Origin of the sequence: Streptomyces albofaciens JCM 4342 (assembly GCF_008634025.1) — a bacterium.
Classification (GTDB): domain Bacteria; phylum Actinomycetota; class Actinomycetes; order Streptomycetales; family Streptomycetaceae; genus Streptomyces; species Streptomyces albofaciens.
In genome coordinates this window covers 2,882,414-2,897,803 of record NZ_PDCM01000002.1, presented here as the reverse complement: position 1 = coordinate 2,897,803, position 15,390 = coordinate 2,882,414, and the positions used below count along the sequence as shown (strand labels likewise).

General features: G+C 73.6%; 11 protein-coding genes. 3 read left to right on the top strand and 8 right to left on the bottom strand.

What is annotated here, in order from left to right; all coding sequences use genetic code 11:
• The first annotated feature begins 100 nt into the window (after positions 1-100).
• Complete coding sequence (locus tag CP973_RS32450; RefSeq protein ID WP_150247388.1) at positions 101-4,075, top strand: nSTAND1 domain-containing NTPase; 3,975 nt, start codon at positions 101-103, stop codon at positions 4,073-4,075.
• Between the two features lie 43 nt (positions 4,076-4,118).
• Here CP973_RS32450 and CP973_RS32445 read toward each other — a convergent pair whose 3' ends face one another.
• From CP973_RS32445 to CP973_RS32420, 6 genes are all read right to left on the bottom strand, one after another.
• Entirely contained in the window at positions 4,119-4,808 is a 690-nt protein-coding gene (locus tag CP973_RS32445; RefSeq protein WP_150247387.1) for a S1 family peptidase, read from the bottom strand.
• 32 nt (positions 4,809-4,840) lie between these two features.
• Positions 4,841-5,692 carry a carbohydrate ABC transporter permease gene (locus tag CP973_RS32440; protein WP_150247386.1) on the bottom strand — a complete coding sequence of 284 codons (852 nt, stop codon included), beginning with the start codon at positions 5,690-5,692 and terminating at the stop codon, positions 4,841-4,843.
• A 4-nt stretch (positions 5,693-5,696) separates the two neighbouring features.
• Complete coding sequence (locus CP973_RS32435) at positions 5,697-6,614, bottom strand: carbohydrate ABC transporter permease (protein WP_208853339.1); 918 nt, start codon at positions 6,612-6,614, stop codon at positions 5,697-5,699.
• Complete coding sequence (locus tag CP973_RS32430; protein ID WP_150247385.1) at positions 6,611-7,975, bottom strand: extracellular solute-binding protein; 1,365 nt, start codon at positions 7,973-7,975, stop codon at positions 6,611-6,613. Before CP973_RS32430 ends, CP973_RS32435 begins: the two co-directional genes overlap by 4 nt.
• 64 nt (positions 7,976-8,039) lie before the next feature.
• The gene (locus CP973_RS32425) at positions 8,040-8,741 is read right to left on the bottom strand and encodes a response regulator (protein WP_208853338.1); all 702 of its coding nucleotides are present in this window, start codon (positions 8,739-8,741) and stop codon (positions 8,040-8,042) included.
• Positions 8,738-10,438, bottom strand: coding sequence for a sensor histidine kinase (locus tag CP973_RS32420; RefSeq protein ID WP_244410161.1), 1,701 nt, complete (start codon positions 10,436-10,438; stop codon positions 8,738-8,740). Before CP973_RS32420 ends, CP973_RS32425 begins: the two co-directional genes overlap by 4 nt.
• A 183-nt stretch (positions 10,439-10,621) precedes the next feature.
• Between CP973_RS32420 and CP973_RS32415 the strand changes: the two genes are divergently transcribed.
• Complete coding sequence (locus CP973_RS32415; RefSeq protein WP_150247384.1) at positions 10,622-12,019, top strand: cation:dicarboxylate symporter family transporter; 1,398 nt, start codon at positions 10,622-10,624, stop codon at positions 12,017-12,019.
• Between the two features lie 138 nt (positions 12,020-12,157).
• Here CP973_RS32415 and CP973_RS32410 read toward each other — a convergent pair whose 3' ends face one another.
• Complete coding sequence (locus tag CP973_RS32410) at positions 12,158-12,808, bottom strand: TetR/AcrR family transcriptional regulator (RefSeq protein ID WP_150247383.1); 651 nt, start codon at positions 12,806-12,808, stop codon at positions 12,158-12,160.
• Between the two features lie 179 nt (positions 12,809-12,987).
• Between CP973_RS32410 and CP973_RS32405 the strand changes: the two genes are divergently transcribed.
• Entirely contained in the window at positions 12,988-14,688 is a 1,701-nt protein-coding gene (locus CP973_RS32405; protein ID WP_150247382.1) for an MFS transporter, read from the top strand.
• A 59-nt stretch (positions 14,689-14,747) separates the two neighbouring features.
• Here CP973_RS32405 and CP973_RS32400 read toward each other — a convergent pair whose 3' ends face one another.
• Positions 14,748-15,326, bottom strand: a complete 579-nt coding sequence (locus CP973_RS32400) for a hypothetical protein (RefSeq protein ID WP_150247381.1) — start codon at positions 15,324-15,326, stop codon at positions 14,748-14,750.
• Between the last annotated feature and the right edge of the window lie 64 nt (positions 15,327-15,390).

The window sequence follows — 15,390 nt, the reverse complement described above, 5'->3', positions numbered from 1 at the left end:
GCGACGCCGCAGAGTTGTCCGAAAGTACGGCTCGTCCGCGACAAACAAGCCGGACAATGGTGAACCGGGCCGTGGGGGCGGCCACGGGGCGCGGAAGAAGGTGGCGTACATAGCAGGGGCAGGGCAGAACAAGCCCCGGCTGGGACGGCCGGAACGGCCGGTGGACCCGGAGGCCGGGCCGGTGGAGCGGCTGGCCTGGGAACTACGGCAGTTGCGGGAGCGGGCCGGGACACCGAGCTACCGCACGCTCGCCAAGACGGCGCACTATTCGGCCAGCACGCTGGCGGAGGCGGCCAAGGGCGAACGGCTGGCGACGCTGGACGTCGTCCTGGCCTACGCCCAGGCGTGCGGCGGGGACCGGGCCGAGTGGGAGGCGCGGTGGCGGGCCGCCGCCGGGGCCGGCGAGGACGGGCCGGGCACGTCGCGCTGCCCGTATCCGGGCCTGGCCGCCTTCGAAGCGGCGAACGCCGCCGAGTACTTCGGGCGCGCGACGCTGACCAAGGAGCTGTCCGGGCGCGTCGAACAGCACACGCTGACCGTCGTCTTCGGCGCCTCCGGCAGCGGCAAGTCCTCACTGCTGCGCGCCGGGCTGCTGCCCCACCTCGGCGCGCACTGGCACCCGGCGCTGCTGACCCCGGGCCCCCGGCCGCTCGCCGCTCTCGCGGCCGCGGTGGCCCGCCTGGTGACGGGCCCGGACCCGCGGGGCGGCGAGGGAGCGGGGGCCGACACGGTACCGGCGACCGGGGACGCGGCCAGGGCGGTGGGGGCGGTGGAGGCGGTGGAGGAGGGCGGGGCCCGCGCTCCCGAGCCCCCGCCCGATGCCCCCGCTGCATCCCGGCCAGATCCCGCCGCTGCGTCCCGGCCGGTTCCCGCCCCCGGCCCCGAACCGCGGCAGCCCGCCCCCGACGCCCCCGCCCCCGACGCCCCCGCCCCCGAGTCCCCCGACACTCATGCCGCCACCCTGCGCCGCCGCATGGACGAGGACCCCGCCGCCCTCGACCTGGCCCTGCGCACCTGGCTGGCCGGGCGGTCCGACGCCTCCCGGGCCCTGCTGGTCATCGACCAGTTCGAGGAGGTCTTCACGCTCTGCGCCGACGAGGCCGAACGCACCGCGTTCCTCGGCGCCGTGGCCGACTTGGCCCGCTCCGGCGACCGGCGCATCCGGGTCGCCGTCGGCATCCGGGCCGACTTCTACGCCCGCTGCTTCACCCACCCCGGGCTGGTCGCCGTGCTCCGCTCCGCTGCCCAGCTGCCCGTCGGGCCGCCCAGCCGCGCCGAGCTGCGCGACATCATCGCCGAGCCCGCCGTGCGCCGCGGCGTCCAGGTGGACGCGGACCTGCTGGAGACGGTGCTCGCCGAGGCGGCCGGGCAGCCGGGCGCGCTGCCGCTGGTCGGGCACGCGATGCGGGAGGCGTGGCACCGCCGCCGCGACGACACCCTGCGGCTGGCGGACTACCGTGCCACCGGCGGGATGCGCGGCGCCGTCGCGCAGACCGCCGAGCGGATGTACGACGAGGCCGCGCCCGCGCAGCGCAACGTCATGCGGGCGGTGTTCCTGCGGCTGACGGCGCTCGGCGAGGGCACCGAGGACACCCGGCGCCGCCTCTTCCGCCGCGAACTGGACGGCCTGGCCGACCCGCACGAGATCGACGGGCTGCTGCGCAAGCTGGCCGACGCCCGGCTGATCGTGCTGTCCGACAGCACGGTCGAGGTCGCCCACGAGGCCGTCATCCGCGCCTGGCCCCGGCTGCGGCACTGGCTCGACGAGGACCGGGAGGCCCTGCGGACCCACCGCAGGCTCACCGCCGCCGCCGAGGCGTGGCACGAACTGGGCCGGGACGCCGGCGCGCTGTACCGGGGCGCGCAGCTGGCCGGCGCGCAGTCCTGGGCCCGCGCGCACGGCTCCGCCCTCAACGCCCTGGAGGCGGACTTCCTGCACAGCGCGACCCGCGCCGACCGGCGGCGGGGCCGGCGCGCGCGCTGGCTGACCGCGACGCTCGGCGCCCTCCTCGTGCTCGCCCTGATCGCGGCGGGCCTCGCCTTCCAGCAGCAGGCGGACGCCGAGGCGCAGCGCCGGATCGCGGTGTCCCGCCAGTACGCGGCGGAGGCCGGCGAGCTGCGCCGGGAGCAGCCCCAGGCGGCGGCGCTGACCGCGCTGTACGGCTACCGGCAGGCGCCGACGGCCGAGGCCCGCGGCAGCCTGCTCAGCGCCTACGCCGCCTACCGCGCCAACCAGTTCACCGAGCACACCGGCGCCGTGAACGCGGTGGCCTTCAGCCGGGACGGCCGTACGCTGGCCACCGGTTCGGTGGACCGCACGGTCAAACTGTGGGACACCACCACCAACCACATGCTCGGCACCCTCATCGGCCACGTCGGCCCGGTCTACGCGCTCGCCTTCAGCCCGGACGGCCGGATCCTGGCGACCGCCGGGGACGACAGCACCGTACGCCTGTGGGACGTCGTGCACCGCCGCCAGCTCGCCGTGCTGACCGGCCCGGTGGGCCGGGTGGTGTCACTGTCCTTCTCCCCCGACGGCCGCACCCTGGCCTCCGGCAGCACCGGCAACGCGGTCCGGCTGTGGGACGTGGCCACCCGGCGTCCGGTCGCCGACCTCGCCGGACACTCCGGCAACGTGACGGCGGTGGCCTTCTCGCCGGACGGAAAGGTGCTGGCCTCGGCCGGCGAGGACCGCACGGTCCGGCTGTGGGACGCGCGCACCCACCGGCCGCTCGCCAGGCTCACCGGCCACCTCCAGCCGGTGTACGCACTCGCCTTCAGCAGCGACAGCCACACCCTCGCCAGCGGGGGCGGGGACCGTACGGTCCGGCTCTGGGACGTCGCCGGGCGCCGCGCCGCCGGCGAACTCACCGGCACGGCCGACCGGATCAGCGCCCTGGCCTGGGCGCCGGCCCGCCCCACCCTCGCCGTGGCCAGCTACGACGGCATCGTCCGGCTGTGGGACGTGAACTCCCGCCACGCGCGCGAGAAGTTCACCGCCCGCGTGGAATCGGCGAGCGCGCTGTCGTACGCGCCGGACGGCTCGGCCCTGGCCGCGCCCTCGGACGACGACACGGGCACCGTCCGGCTGTGGCGCGCCACCCGCGACGGCCCGGAGACGGTCGGCGGCCGGCAGAGCGGGATCACCTCGGTCGCGGTGTCCCCGGACGGCCGGACCATCGCCGCCGCGGGCGGCGAGCTGACGCTGTGGTCGGCCGACCGGCCGCGGCCGTTGCGGACGCTCGCCGCGCCGCACGGGCTGATCACCGGGCTGGTGTTCTCGCCGAAGGGCGACGTCGTCGCCTCCGTGCACGCCGACCGCACGATCCGGCTGTGGCAGACGCGTACCGGCCGGCTGCTCGCCACCCTGCGCGGGCACACCAACACCGTGCGGCAGGCGGCCTTCTCGCCGGACGGCTCCAAACTGGCCAGTGTCGGGGACGACCACAACCTGTTCCTGTGGGACGTGGCCGGACACCGCCGGGTGGCCGAGCGCAAGCTGGCGGGCGGCGGGTCCACCGTCACCTTCGCGCCGGACGGCCGGACGCTGGCGATCACCGAGAACGCCGGGAACCGGGGTACCGTACGGCTGCGGGACGCGGCCACCCTCGAAGAGACCGCCCGCTTCACCGGCCGCTCGTTCCCCATCTTCGCCGCCGCCTTCTCCCCGGACGGGAAGACCCTGGCCACGTCCGGCACGGACCACGACATCCTGCTGTGGGACGTGCCGGGGCGCCGGCAGGCCGGCACGCTGCGCGGCCACGCCAGCAGCGTCACCTCGCTGGCGTTCAGCCGCGACGGCACCCTGGCCTCGGGCGGGGACGACGACACCGTACGTCTGTGGGACGTGGCCGCGCGCAGCACGACGGCCGTGCTCACCGGGCACACCGGCGGCGTGCTGTCACTGTCGTACTGGCCCGACGGCCGGGCGCTGGTCAGCGGCGGCGCGGACGGCACGATCCGCGAGTGGTACGTCAGTGTCGAAGAGGCGGCCAGGATGATCTGCGAGCTGAGCCGGAAGGGCCACTGGGCGCAGACGGCGCGGGGCGTGCCGGCGGACTGGTACTGCAAGTGAGAACCGCGCCCGCACCCGCGGGGACGGGTGCGGAACGGTCCGCTCAGTGCAGGGTCAGGCCGAAGGCGCGCAACGCCGGGAGGACCGGCTGGAGGTATGCGGTGCCGCCGGACGCGCAGGAGCCGCTGCCGCCGATGAGGATGCCGATCGCGGTCCTGCCGGAGACGGCGGGCCGGCCCACCGCGCCCGGCTCGGCACAGGCGGCGGCCTGGACGAGCCCGGTCACCGTGCCCTCGGGGTGGCTGACGCTCACGTTCAGGGCGCGGACCGGTCCGCAGTGGACGGCCGGCGTGGAACCGGGCAGGCACACCGTCTGCCCCACGGCGGGCTGCGCCGCACCGGTGACGTCCAGGTGGCTGCCGCCGATGTCGATCTCGCCGGGGTACGAGACGGCCGGATTGGTGTAGCGGATCACGGCGTAGTCGGTGCCGGGGAAGCGCACCGCCTCGGTCACACCGACGTGGACGGTACGGGCCGCGTCGGCGTACCAGTCCTTGGCGCCGCCCACGCAACGCCCCGCCAGCAGCGCGTAGTACGTGCCCGCCTTGGTGGCGTTGAAGCCGACGGTGCAGCGGCCCGCCGCGCTGTGGAGGACGTTGCCGCCGCGGATCGCGGTAGGGGCGGCCGTACTGGACGGGGCGCCCCCAGGAGCGGCCGCGGCCGGTGGCGCGGCGGCCAGGGCGATCAGCAGGACGGCCAGGGAACGGAGCACTGCGAAGGGTCTCGGTCTCATGGGTCCTCCCGGGGAGATGACCGGCCGTGGCGTCAGCCCTTGACCGCGCCGCCCAGCGCGAACCCGCCGCCCAGCCGCCGCGAGATCAGCACGTACAGCAGGACGACCGGCGTCGAGTACAGGATCGAGAAGGCCGCGAGCTGGCCGAAGGCGATGGCGCCGTAGTTGCCGAAGAAGGTGAAGATGCTGACGGAGGCGGGCAGTTGCTCGGGGGACAGGAGCAGCAGGAAGGGCACGAAGAAGTTGCCCCACATGATGGCGAAGGTGTAGATCGTCACGACCGTGACCCCCGGGCCCATCAGCGGCAGGATCACCCGCCACAGTGCCTGGAACCACGACGCGCCGTCGGTCCAGGCGGCCTCCTCCAGCACCCGGGGGATGCCGTCCATGAAGTTCTTCATCAGCCAGATGGCGAACGGGAGCTGGGCGGTCGCGAGGAACAGCGCGGTGCCGTAGAGCGTGTCGATCAGGTTGACCCGGACGAACAGCGCGTACACCGGAACCATGATCGCGGTGATCGGCAGGCAGGTGGAGAACAGGATGGTGAGCAGGTACGGGCGGCTGAACCGGGAGCGGTAGCGGGACAGCGGGTAGGCCGCCAGGGCCGCGCAGGCCACCGTCAGGGCGGTGGCGCCGCCGCACAGCAGCAGACTGTTGAGCATCGGCGTGAAGGTGATCTCGTCCGTCAGGACCGCCGAGAAGTTGTCCAGCGACGGCGATCCCGGCACCTTCACCCGCAGGTTCGCCTCGGTGTCGAACGAGGACAGCACCAGCCAGGCGAGCGGCACCGCGAACGCGGCGGTGACGGCGAGCAGCGCCGCGTCGGCCGCGAGGCGGTGCCGGGCACGGCGGGTCAGCAGGGGCCGGGCGGCCGGTGCGGGCACCGTGTCACACCTCCTCGCGCAGCAGGCGCAGGTAGACGACGGAGAACAGGGCGCCCACCACGAGCAGCAGCAGGGCGACGGCGGTGCCGTACCCGATCAGCGACTTCAGGAACGCCTGGTCGTACATGAACACCGGCAGCGTCTGGCTCCGGCTGCCGGGGCCGCCGCGCGTCATGGCCCAGATCAGCCCGAAGACGGACAGCGTCTGGAGGGTGTTGAGCATCAGATTCGTGCCGATGGAGCGGCGGATCATGGGCAGCGTGATGTGCCACAGCCGCTGCCGGCCGCTCGCGCCGTCCACCGCGGCGGACTCGGTGACCTCCTGGGGGATCTCGGCGAGCGCGGCCGAGTAGATCAGCATCGAGAAGGCCGTGCCGCGCCAGACGTTGGCGAACGACACGGCCAGGATGGGCAGGGTGAACAGCCAGTTCTGCGTGGGCAGGTGGAGCCATTCCAGGACCGCGTTGAGCGTGCCGCGCCGCTCGAAGAACGTGTACAGCAGAAAGCCCGCGACGATCTCCGGCAGTACCCAGGCGGTGAGGACGACCGCGCCGGTCAGGGTGCGTACGGGCCGGGAGGCGCGCCGCATCAGCGCGGCGAGCGCCAGGCCCAGCGTGTTCTGGCCCAGGATCGACGAGACCAGGGTGAAGACCAGCGTCAGGACCACGGCGTTCAGGAACGCCGGATCGCCGAACGCGCGCCGGAAGTTGGCCAGGCCCACGAAGGAGGTGGACTCCTGGCCGGTCAGCTGCATGTCGGTGAACGCGATGTAGACGCAGTAGCCGATCGGCCCGGCGAGGAAGAGGAGCAGCAGAACGGTCGCGGGGGCGAGCGGCGACCAGCGCAGCAGGGCCCGGGCCCGGCGGCGGGGCCGGGCGCCGCGGCCCGCCGTACCGTACGCGGCCGTGGCGGCGCGGGTCATGGCTTGGCGACCGTCCGGCCGTCCACGATGGATTTCAGCTGCTCGTCGTAGGCGTCGGCGGCCTGCTGCGGCGACGCGTCACCGGAGGTGACCGCCTCCATCGCCTCGCCGATCGCCGCCGAGACCTTGGGGTAGACGGGCAGCGCGGGCCGGTACCGGCTGATCTTCACCAGGCCGGTGAAGAAGTCGATGCCCGGCAGGGACTTCAGGTACGCGGGGTCGGCGGCCACGTCCTTGCGCACCGCGATCTGCGCGCCGCGCACGCACCACTCCACCGCGTTGTGCTTCGTCTGGAACGTCTCGATCAGCTTCCAGGCGAGGTCCGGGCGCTGCGACTGTCGCGGCACCGACCAGGTCCAGCCGCCCGCCAGGCTCACCTTGCCCGGCGCCGCGCCGTGCTGGGTGGGGAACGCCGCCCGGCCCAGCACCGTCGGCCACTCGGGCCACGGCTTCCCGCCGCCCTTGGGCTGCCACTGCTGGCCGAGCCACGAACCGTCGAGGTTGATGGCCAGCTTCTGCTCCGGCATCAGCTCGGTGGCGACATTGGTCTGGATGTTGGGGCTGAGCGCGTCGGACACGTCGGGGCCCAGCTTCTCCCCGTACACGGTGCGCAGGAATTCCAGGCTGTCCCGGAAGCCCTTGGTGCCGGTGACCCACTTCTTCGTCGCCGGGTCGTAGAGCTGGTCCTGGCCCGTGCCGTACAGCAGCATCTCGAAGCCCTGCATCACGGCGGCCTCGCCCGCGCCCTTGCCGGTGAAGACGTTCAGCGGGATGACGCCGGGCACCTTGCGCTTGATGGTGCGGGCCGCGGCCAGTACCTCGTCCCAGGTTCTCGGCCGCCAGTCCTGCGGCAGTCCCGCCTTCTTGAAGATCTTCTTGTTGAACCACAGGCCGCGGGTGTCCGTGCCGTCCGGCACGCCGTACGTCCTGCCGTCCTGCCCCCGCGCGGCGGCCTTCGCGGCCGGTTCGAACTGCTTCCAGTCCGCCCACTTCGCGAGGTACGGGTCCAGCGGGCGCAGCAGCCCGGCCGCGATGTCCGAGTTGATCAGGAAGGTGTCCTCGTAGACCAGGTCGGGGGCGGTCTTCGGGGAGCGCATCATCTGCTGGATCTTGGCGTAGTAGTCGTTCTCCGACGCCTGGATCGGGATCAGCTTGACCTTCTTGCCGGGGTTGGCCTTCTCGAACGCGCGGGCCACCAGTTCGACGTAGTCGTCCCGGACCGTCACCTTGTTGTTGGTGTCCTTGGGGAAGGCGACCTTGAGGGTGTTCCTGTCGCCTCCGGAGCCGTCGCCGCAGGCGGTGAGCGTGCCGGCGGCCAGCACGGCGGCGGTGAGCAGAGCCATCGGAGCGATGCGGCGCACGGCATGACCTCCAAGTGGGCACGGCGAGCTGCCCGGTGACCGTAAGTCAGGGGCAAAACGGAGGTCAATGCCCCGACCAGCGGTAGCGCAATTCGGGGCGGCCCACCTGGCCGTACTGCGGGGCGCGCGCCGCGCGGCCCGTCTCGACGAGGTGTTCGAGATAACGGCGGGCCGTGATACGGGAGATGCCGATCGCGTCGGCCGCCGCGGCGGCACTGAGACCGCCGGGTGCGGCGCGCAGCGCGTCGGTCACCACGCGCAGGGTCGCCGCGGTCAGCCCCTTGGGCAGCGCGGCGGGCTGCGGCGAGCGCAGCGCCGCGATGGCCCGGTCCACCTCGTCCTGGCCGCTCGCCTCCCCGGCCGCGGCGCGGAAGGCCGCGTACCGCAGCAGCCGGTCGCGCAGCGTGGCGAACGTGAACGGCTTGAGCACGTACTGCACGACGCCGAGCGAGACGCCCTCCCGTACGACGGCCAGGTCCCGCGCCGAGGTGACGGCGATGACGTCGGCGGCGTGCCCGGTGGCGCGCAACGACCGTACGAACGCCAGGCCGTGGCCGTCCGGCAGGTAGAGGTCCAGCAGGAGCAGATCGACGGTGTGCCGGTCCAGGTGCCGGCGGGCACCGGCGACCGAGCGCACGGTCCCGGACACGGCGAAGCCCGGCACCCGGCCCACGTAGAGCGCGTGGGCGTCCGCCGCCACGGGGTCGTCCTCGACGACCAGCACGCGCAGGGGCGGCTGTCCGGGATCGGTGCGGGAGTCGTTCACCCGGCACCGCCCGGTCCGGCCGTGGCGGTCGTGCCGGCCGCGGCGTCCGCCGCCCGCAGCGGGAGCCGCACCGTGAACTCGGCGCCGCCCTCCGGGGACGCGCCCACCCGTACGGTCCCGCCGTGCCGGCGCACGGTCTGCCGTACGAGCGCCAGCCCGAGCCCCCGGCCCCCGCCCTCCTTCGTGCTCCACCCCCACCGGAACACGTCCTCGGCGTCCTCCACGCCCCGGAACCCGTCCCCGCCGTCCGCCACCCGCAGCAGCAGTTCCCCGCCGTCGGCCAGCGCCGTGACCCGCACGCGGGTGCCCTCGGGCGCCGCCTCGATGGCGTTGTCCAGGAGGTTGCCGAGGACCGTCACCAGGTCGCGCGGCGGCAGCGCGGCGGGCAGGACGCCGTCGTCGATGCGGCTGTCCGGGGTGAGGACCAGCTCGACGCCGTGCTCGTTGGCCTGGGCCGCCTTGCCCAGCAGGAGCGCGGCGAGCACGGGCTCGGCGACCGCGCCGACGACCTGGTCGGTGAGCGCCTGGGCGAGTTCCAGTTCGGCGGTGGCGAACTCCACGGCCTGTTCCGTACGGCCCAGTTCGACCAGGGAGACGACGGTGTGCAGCCGGTTGGCGGCCTCGTGCGCCTGGGAGCGCAGGGCGCGGGTGACACCGCGTACGGAGTCCAGCTCGCCGGAGAGCGCCTGGAGTTCCGTGTGGTCGCGCAGGGTGACGACCGTGCCGCGCCGCTCACCGCCGGAGACCGGCGAGGTGTTGACGATCAGCACCCGGTCGTCGGTGAGGTGGAGTTCGTCGGTGTGCGGGGCGGGGGAGAGCAGGGTGGCGGTGAGGCCGTCCGGCAGGCCCAGCGCGTCGACCGGCCGGCCGACCGGCTCCCCGCGCAGGCCGAGCAGCTCGCGCGCCGCGTCGTTGACGAGCGCCACCCGCCGCTGCCCGTCCAGCATCAGCAGCCCCTCGCGCACCGCGTGCAGCGCCGCCTCGTGGTAGTCGTGCAGCCGGCTCAGTTCGGCGGCGTTCATGCCGTGGGTGTGCCGCCGCAGGCGCGCGTTGACGAGGTAGGTGCCGAGGCCGCCCAGCGCGAGGGCCCCGGCCGCGACGGCGGCCAGCGTCATCGCCTCCCGCCGCAGCCCGTCGCTGATCGTCTCGACCGTGATGCCGCAGCTGACCAGGGCGACGATGCGCCCGCCGTGCTCCGCGTCCCGGACCGGCGTGATCACCCGCACGGACTGGCCGAGCCGGCCGCGGTGGGTCTCGGTGAAGGTCTGTCCGGCCAGCGCTTGGGCGGTCCGGCCGAGGTAGGTGCGGCCGATGGCGGACGGCTCGGGGTGGGTCCACCGCTTTCCTGCCGTGTCCATGACCACAATGAAGTCGACCCCGGCGTCCCGCCGCAGCCGCTCGGTGTACGGCTGGAGCTCCGCCGTCGGGTCGGCCGAGCGCACCGCCCGCGCCACCGCCGGCGCGTCGGCGACCGCGGCGGCCACCGCCGCCGTCTGCCGCCGCGCGGTCTCCCGCGCCTGCCGCCCGGCGTTCACGTACGCGAAGACCAGGCACCCCGCCACCGCCACGCCGACCAGCACCGCCTGCACGGCGAACAGCTGCCCGGCCAGGCTGCGCGGCCACCGGACGCGCGGGCGGGGCGGGGCGGACGCACCGCGCGCGGTACGCGGCGGACCCCCACGGCGGGAACTTCGCATGCGCGCCAGTCTGCCCGCTCATTTATGCGTGAACGAAATGCACGCAAGGGTGACGGGCGCCACAACGGCGTGCATAGTCACCGGGACTGTTCTGCGTACGGGCCGCGTACCGGCACGACACGGGCCGCGTACGGGTTGCAGAGCCGCAGACCGGCGCAGGACCGAAGACCCGAGGAGTCAGCCGTGGCCGCACAGAGCCCACCGTCCGGGGGGACGACCGAGGAGACCGCACCGCGACAGAAGCGGGACCGGACGCACTACCTCTACATCGCCGTGATCGTCGCCGTGCTCGCCGGCATCGCCGTGGGCTTCGCGGCCCCCGGCTTCGCCGTCGGGCTCAAGCCGCTGGGCACCGGCTTCGTGAACCTGATCAAGATGATGATCTCGCCGGTGATCTTCTGCACGATCGTGCTGGGCGTCGGCTCGGTCCGCAAGGCCGCCAAGGTCGGCGCGGTCGGCGGCCTGGCGCTGGGCTACTTCATGGTGATGTCCACGGTCGCACTGGCCATCGGCCTGGTGGTGGGCAACATCCTGGAGCCCGGCTCCGGCCTCCACCTGACCGAGTCGCTGCGGCACGCGGGACAGGCCCAGACGAAGGGCGGCGCCGAGTCCACCACGGACTTCCTGCTGGGCATCATCCCGGAGACGCTGGTCTCGGCGCTCACCCACGGCGAGGTGCTCCAGACGCTGCTGGTGGCGCTGCTCGTCGGCTTCGGCCTCCAGGCGATGGGCGCCTCCGGCGAGCCCGTGCTGCGCGGCATAGGGCACCTCCAGCGCCTGGTCTTCCGCGTGCTGTCGATGATCATGTGGGCGGCGCCGGTGGGCGCGTTCGGCGCGATGGCCGCGGTGGTCGGCGCGACCGGCGTGGACGCGCTGAAGTCGCTCGCCGTCATCATGGTCGGCTTCTACGTGACCTGCCTGCTGTTCGTGGTCCTCGTCCTCGGTACGCTGCTGCGCCTGATCGCCGGGGTGAACATCTTCGCCCTGCTGAAGTACCTGGGCCGGGAGTTCCTGCTGATCCTGTCCACCTCCTCCTCCGAGTCCGCGCTGCCGCGGCTGATCGCGAAGATGGAGCACCTGGGCGTCAGCAAGCCGGTCGTCGGCATCACCGTGCCGACCGGCTACAGCTTCAACCTCGACGGCACCGCCATCTACCTGACGATGTCCTCGCTGTTCATCGCGGAGGCGATGGGCAGTCCGCTCTCGATCGGCCAGCAGATCTCGCTGCTCGTCTTCATGATCATCGCCTCCAAGGGCGCGGCGGGCGTCACCGGCGCCGGACTGGCGACGCTGGCCGGCGGCCTCCAGTCGCACCGCCCCGAACTGGTCGACGGCGTCGGCCTGATCGTCGGCATCGACCGCTTCATGAGCGAGGCCCGCGCCCTGACCAACTTCGCGGGCAACGCGGTCGCCACCGTCCTGGTCGGCACCTGGACCAAGGAGTTCGACACGTCCCGGGCGGGTGAAGTCCTCGCCGGACGGCTGCCGTTCGACGAGCGGACGCTGAGTGCGGACGGGCATGGGGTTGACGGCCCGGCGGAGCAGGGGGCCGACGCGGCGAAGGAGCCGGCGAAGGTCTGAGACCCGCGATCGGGGCCTCGGCGGGCAAGCGCCCGCCGGGGCCCTTTTCGTTTCCGGCTGTCTGTCGGCTGTCTGTCCGGTCGTCTGTCCGGCTGTCCGTCCGCCGCCCGTTCGCCGGCTCGTCCGGCCGCCCGCTCGTCAGCCCCTCGCGGCCGATGACGGGGGCGTGTCCGGGACCCGCGTCTCCTCCGCCACCCGCACCGCCTCCGCCGCCCGCTCGCCCGGCACCCCCGAAGCCGCCAGCACGGTCTCCGCCGCCGCGTGCCCCGCCACCTCGGCCCGCAGGTCGCCGTCGTTCACCGCCTGCATCAGGCCGAACAGCATGTGTTCGTGGACGTGCGCGAGGGCGCCCGGGGTGAGCGGTGAGCGGAACAGGCCCGCCTCCAGGCCGCGCGTCAGGATGGCCGTCGCCCGGCGGCGTACGGGTTCCAGACGGGCCCGGATGCCCGCGTCGGTGACGCTGCACTGGGCGAGCGAGACCAGCAGCCGGTAGCGGTCGGCGCACTCCCACGCGGCGAGCGTGGCCCGCGCGAGCGCCACGTCGGCGGGTTCGGACGGGTCGGCCGTGTGGTCGGCGAAGGCGGTCGTCACATCGTCCACGGCGGCGTCCGTCAGCGCGGTGATCAGCGCCTCGCGGCTGGGGAAGTGCCCGTAGACGGTGCGCCGCACCACCCCGGCGGCCCGCGCGATCTGGTCCATGGTCGCGTCCGGGTGCCGCAGCAGTTCGGCCAGCGCGATGTCCATGATCCGGCGGCGGTTGGCGTGGGCCCGGCTGGTCGGTGCGGTCATGGGCGGCGGCTCCTCGGTCGGCGGACGCGTGCGGTCACGGTCCCGCTCCCTCCTCATTTTGCACATGGCTGTGCAGCGACGTAAATTGCACACGACTGTGTAATTGCACAGCCGTGTGCAAGATCGTGTGCGGGGCTGTGCGGGACGTCGAGAGTATGGGGAGAGACAGGGTGAATCGGGTGGCTCCTGCGGAGACCCGGCCGGTCCAGGACGCGGACCGGCCCTATACGAAGCGCTGGTGGGCCCTGGGCGTGCTGTGCCTGAGCCTGCTGATCATCGTGATGGCGAACACCTCGCTCACCGTCGCGGCCCCCGACATGACCGCCGACCTGGGCCTGAGCAGCTCCGACCTGCAGTGGGTGATCGACGCCTACACCGTCCCGTACGCCGCGCTGATGCTGATGCTCGGCGCCGTCGGCGACAAGTACAGCCGCCGCGGAGCGCTGCTCCTCGGCCTACTGGTCTTCGCGGGCGGCTCGGTCGCGGGCGCCCTGGTGGACAGCTCCGGCGGGGTGATCGCGGCGCGCGCCGTGATGGGCGTGGGCGCGGCCATGATCATGCCCGCGACGCTCTCGCTGCTGGCCGCCACCTTCCCGCGCGGCGAACGCGCGCTGGCCATCACCCTCTGGACCGCGACCGCCGGGCTCGCCATCGCGGTCGGCCCGCTCGTCGCCGGCGCCCTCCTGGAGGACCACGGCTGGGCCTCGTCCTTCCTGATCAACGTGCCGGTCGCGGCGCTCGGCATCGTCGGCGCGCTGCTGGTCGTCCCGGCCTCCAAGGCGGGCCACAGCGACCGCCTCGACTACGTCGGCGGCCTGCTGTCCGTCGTCTGGGTCGGCTCGCTGATCTACATGCTCATCCAGGGCCCGCACTTCGGCTGGGACGCCCGCGCCATCGGCGCCGCGGTGGCCGCCGGCGTCGGCCTGGTCCTGTTCGTCGTCTGGGAACTGCGCCACCCGCGCCCGGTCCTGGACGTACGCCGCTTCGCCCACCGCGGTTTCGCCGGCGCCAACCTCGCCGTGGCGCTCTTCTTCCTCGCGGTCTTCGGCGCGTTCTACTACCTCACCCAGCACCTCCAGTTCGTGCTGGGCTACTCGCCCCTGGACACCGGCGTACGGATGCTGCCGCTGGCCGGCGCGGTCTTCGTGGGCGCCGCGCTGACCGGCTTCCTGACGCCGCGCCTCGGCATGAAGGTCACCGTCACCACCGGCATGGTCGGCGGCACGGTCGCCCTGGCCCTGCTCACCCGCGTGGACGCCGGTTCCCCGTACGGGGACTTCCTCGCCCCGCTGATCGTCCTGGGCCTGGCCATCGGCCTGTCCCTGTCCCCGTGCACGGACGCCATCATGGGCGCCTTCCCCGAGGACCAGCTGGGCGTCGGCGGCGCGGTCAACGACACCTCCATCGAGCTGGGCGGCTCGCTCGGCATCGCCGTCCTCGGCTCCGTCCTGGCGAGCACCTACTCCGCCAAGCTGTCCGACGCGGCGGCCTCGGCCGCGGCACACGGGGGCCCGAAGCTGCCGGGCGACGCCCTGTCCACCGCCCAGGACTCGGTGGGCGCCGGGCTCGCGGTGGCCAAGGAGGTCGGCAAGCAGGTCGCGAGCGGCGCCGCGCCCAAGGTGGGCCCGGAGAAGGCGCAGGCGCTCGGCCTCCAGCAGGCCCAGGCGGTCGCGGACGCGGTGCGCGGCGCGTTCTCCGACGCGGTGGCGCACACCAGCCTGGTCGGCGCGGTGGTGCTCGGCGTGGGGACGGTGCTGGTCGCCGTACTGCTGCCGCGCCGCCGCCGTACGCAGCAGGCGGACGCCGGCCGGGAAACCGGCCGGGAAGCCGCCCGCGAACCGGTCACGGCGGGCAGCGGCAGCGCGTCCTCGCGCGGCTGAGGCGCGGAGAACACCCGCGACGGACCCCGGCGGCACCGGCCGCCGGGGTCCGTCGCGCGTCAGGCCCGGGCCTGGTGGATCTTCCAGTCGGCTACGTCGGAGCTGCGGTTGTAGTAGGCGTTGGTGCACAGGTCGTACTTGGCGTCCGTGAGCGTGCTCGTGTTGTTGGTCTCCAGGAAGCCTCCGTTGTCCCCGTAGAGGTTCCAGAGGTGGACCACGTCACCGATCCGGACGTTCTGGTCGGCGGGGCTGGACGTCCGCGCGAAGATCCGCCAGCGTCCGGTGCCCTGGGCACGGTCCCTGGTCTGGGACGTGGTCACGTCGTACTTGGCCCCGGCGTTCTTCTGCTCGTCCCTGGCGTGACCATTGGTGTCCAGGTAACCGCCGTCGCCGCCGTAGAGGTTGCGCAGATAGATCACATCGCCGCTGACGACGGGCTGGCCGGCGGCCTTGCCGGTGGCGGAGAGCACCTCCCAGGTGCCGGTCCCCTTGCCCCGCGTGGGCGTGCCGGCGGTCGCGACCTGGTACTTCGCCCCCGACGCACTGCTGTGGCTGTTGGTGTCCAGGTAGCCGCCCTGCCAGCCGTTGTAGCCGTTCTGCAGGTGGATCTGCGCGCCGTACTTGAGCTCGTTCGCCATCGGACTCCTTTGCTCGATGACCGCGAGCGCGGATCGCGGCCCGGCAGGGCGGAGAGCCGCACTC

What these genes read in the sequence shown, in the direction of transcription:
- CP973_RS32445 (WP_150247387.1), bottom strand. Translation starts at nt 4,808, where the DNA reads ATGAGACCGAGACCCTTCGCAGTGCTCCGTTCCCTGGCCGTCCTGCTG.
- CP973_RS32435 (WP_208853339.1), bottom strand. Translation starts at nt 6,614, where the DNA reads ATGACCCGCGCCGCCACGGCCGCGTACGGTACGGCGGGCCGCGGCGCC.
- CP973_RS32420 (WP_244410161.1), bottom strand. Translation starts at nt 10,438, where the DNA reads ATGCGAAGTTCCCGCCGTGGGGGTCCGCCGCGTACCGCGCGCGGTGCG.
- CP973_RS32410 (WP_150247383.1), bottom strand. Translation starts at nt 12,808, where the DNA reads ATGACCGCACCGACCAGCCGGGCCCACGCCAACCGCCGCCGGATCATG.
- CP973_RS32400 (WP_150247381.1), bottom strand. Translation starts at nt 15,326, where the DNA reads ATGGCGAACGAGCTCAAGTACGGCGCGCAGATCCACCTGCAGAACGGC.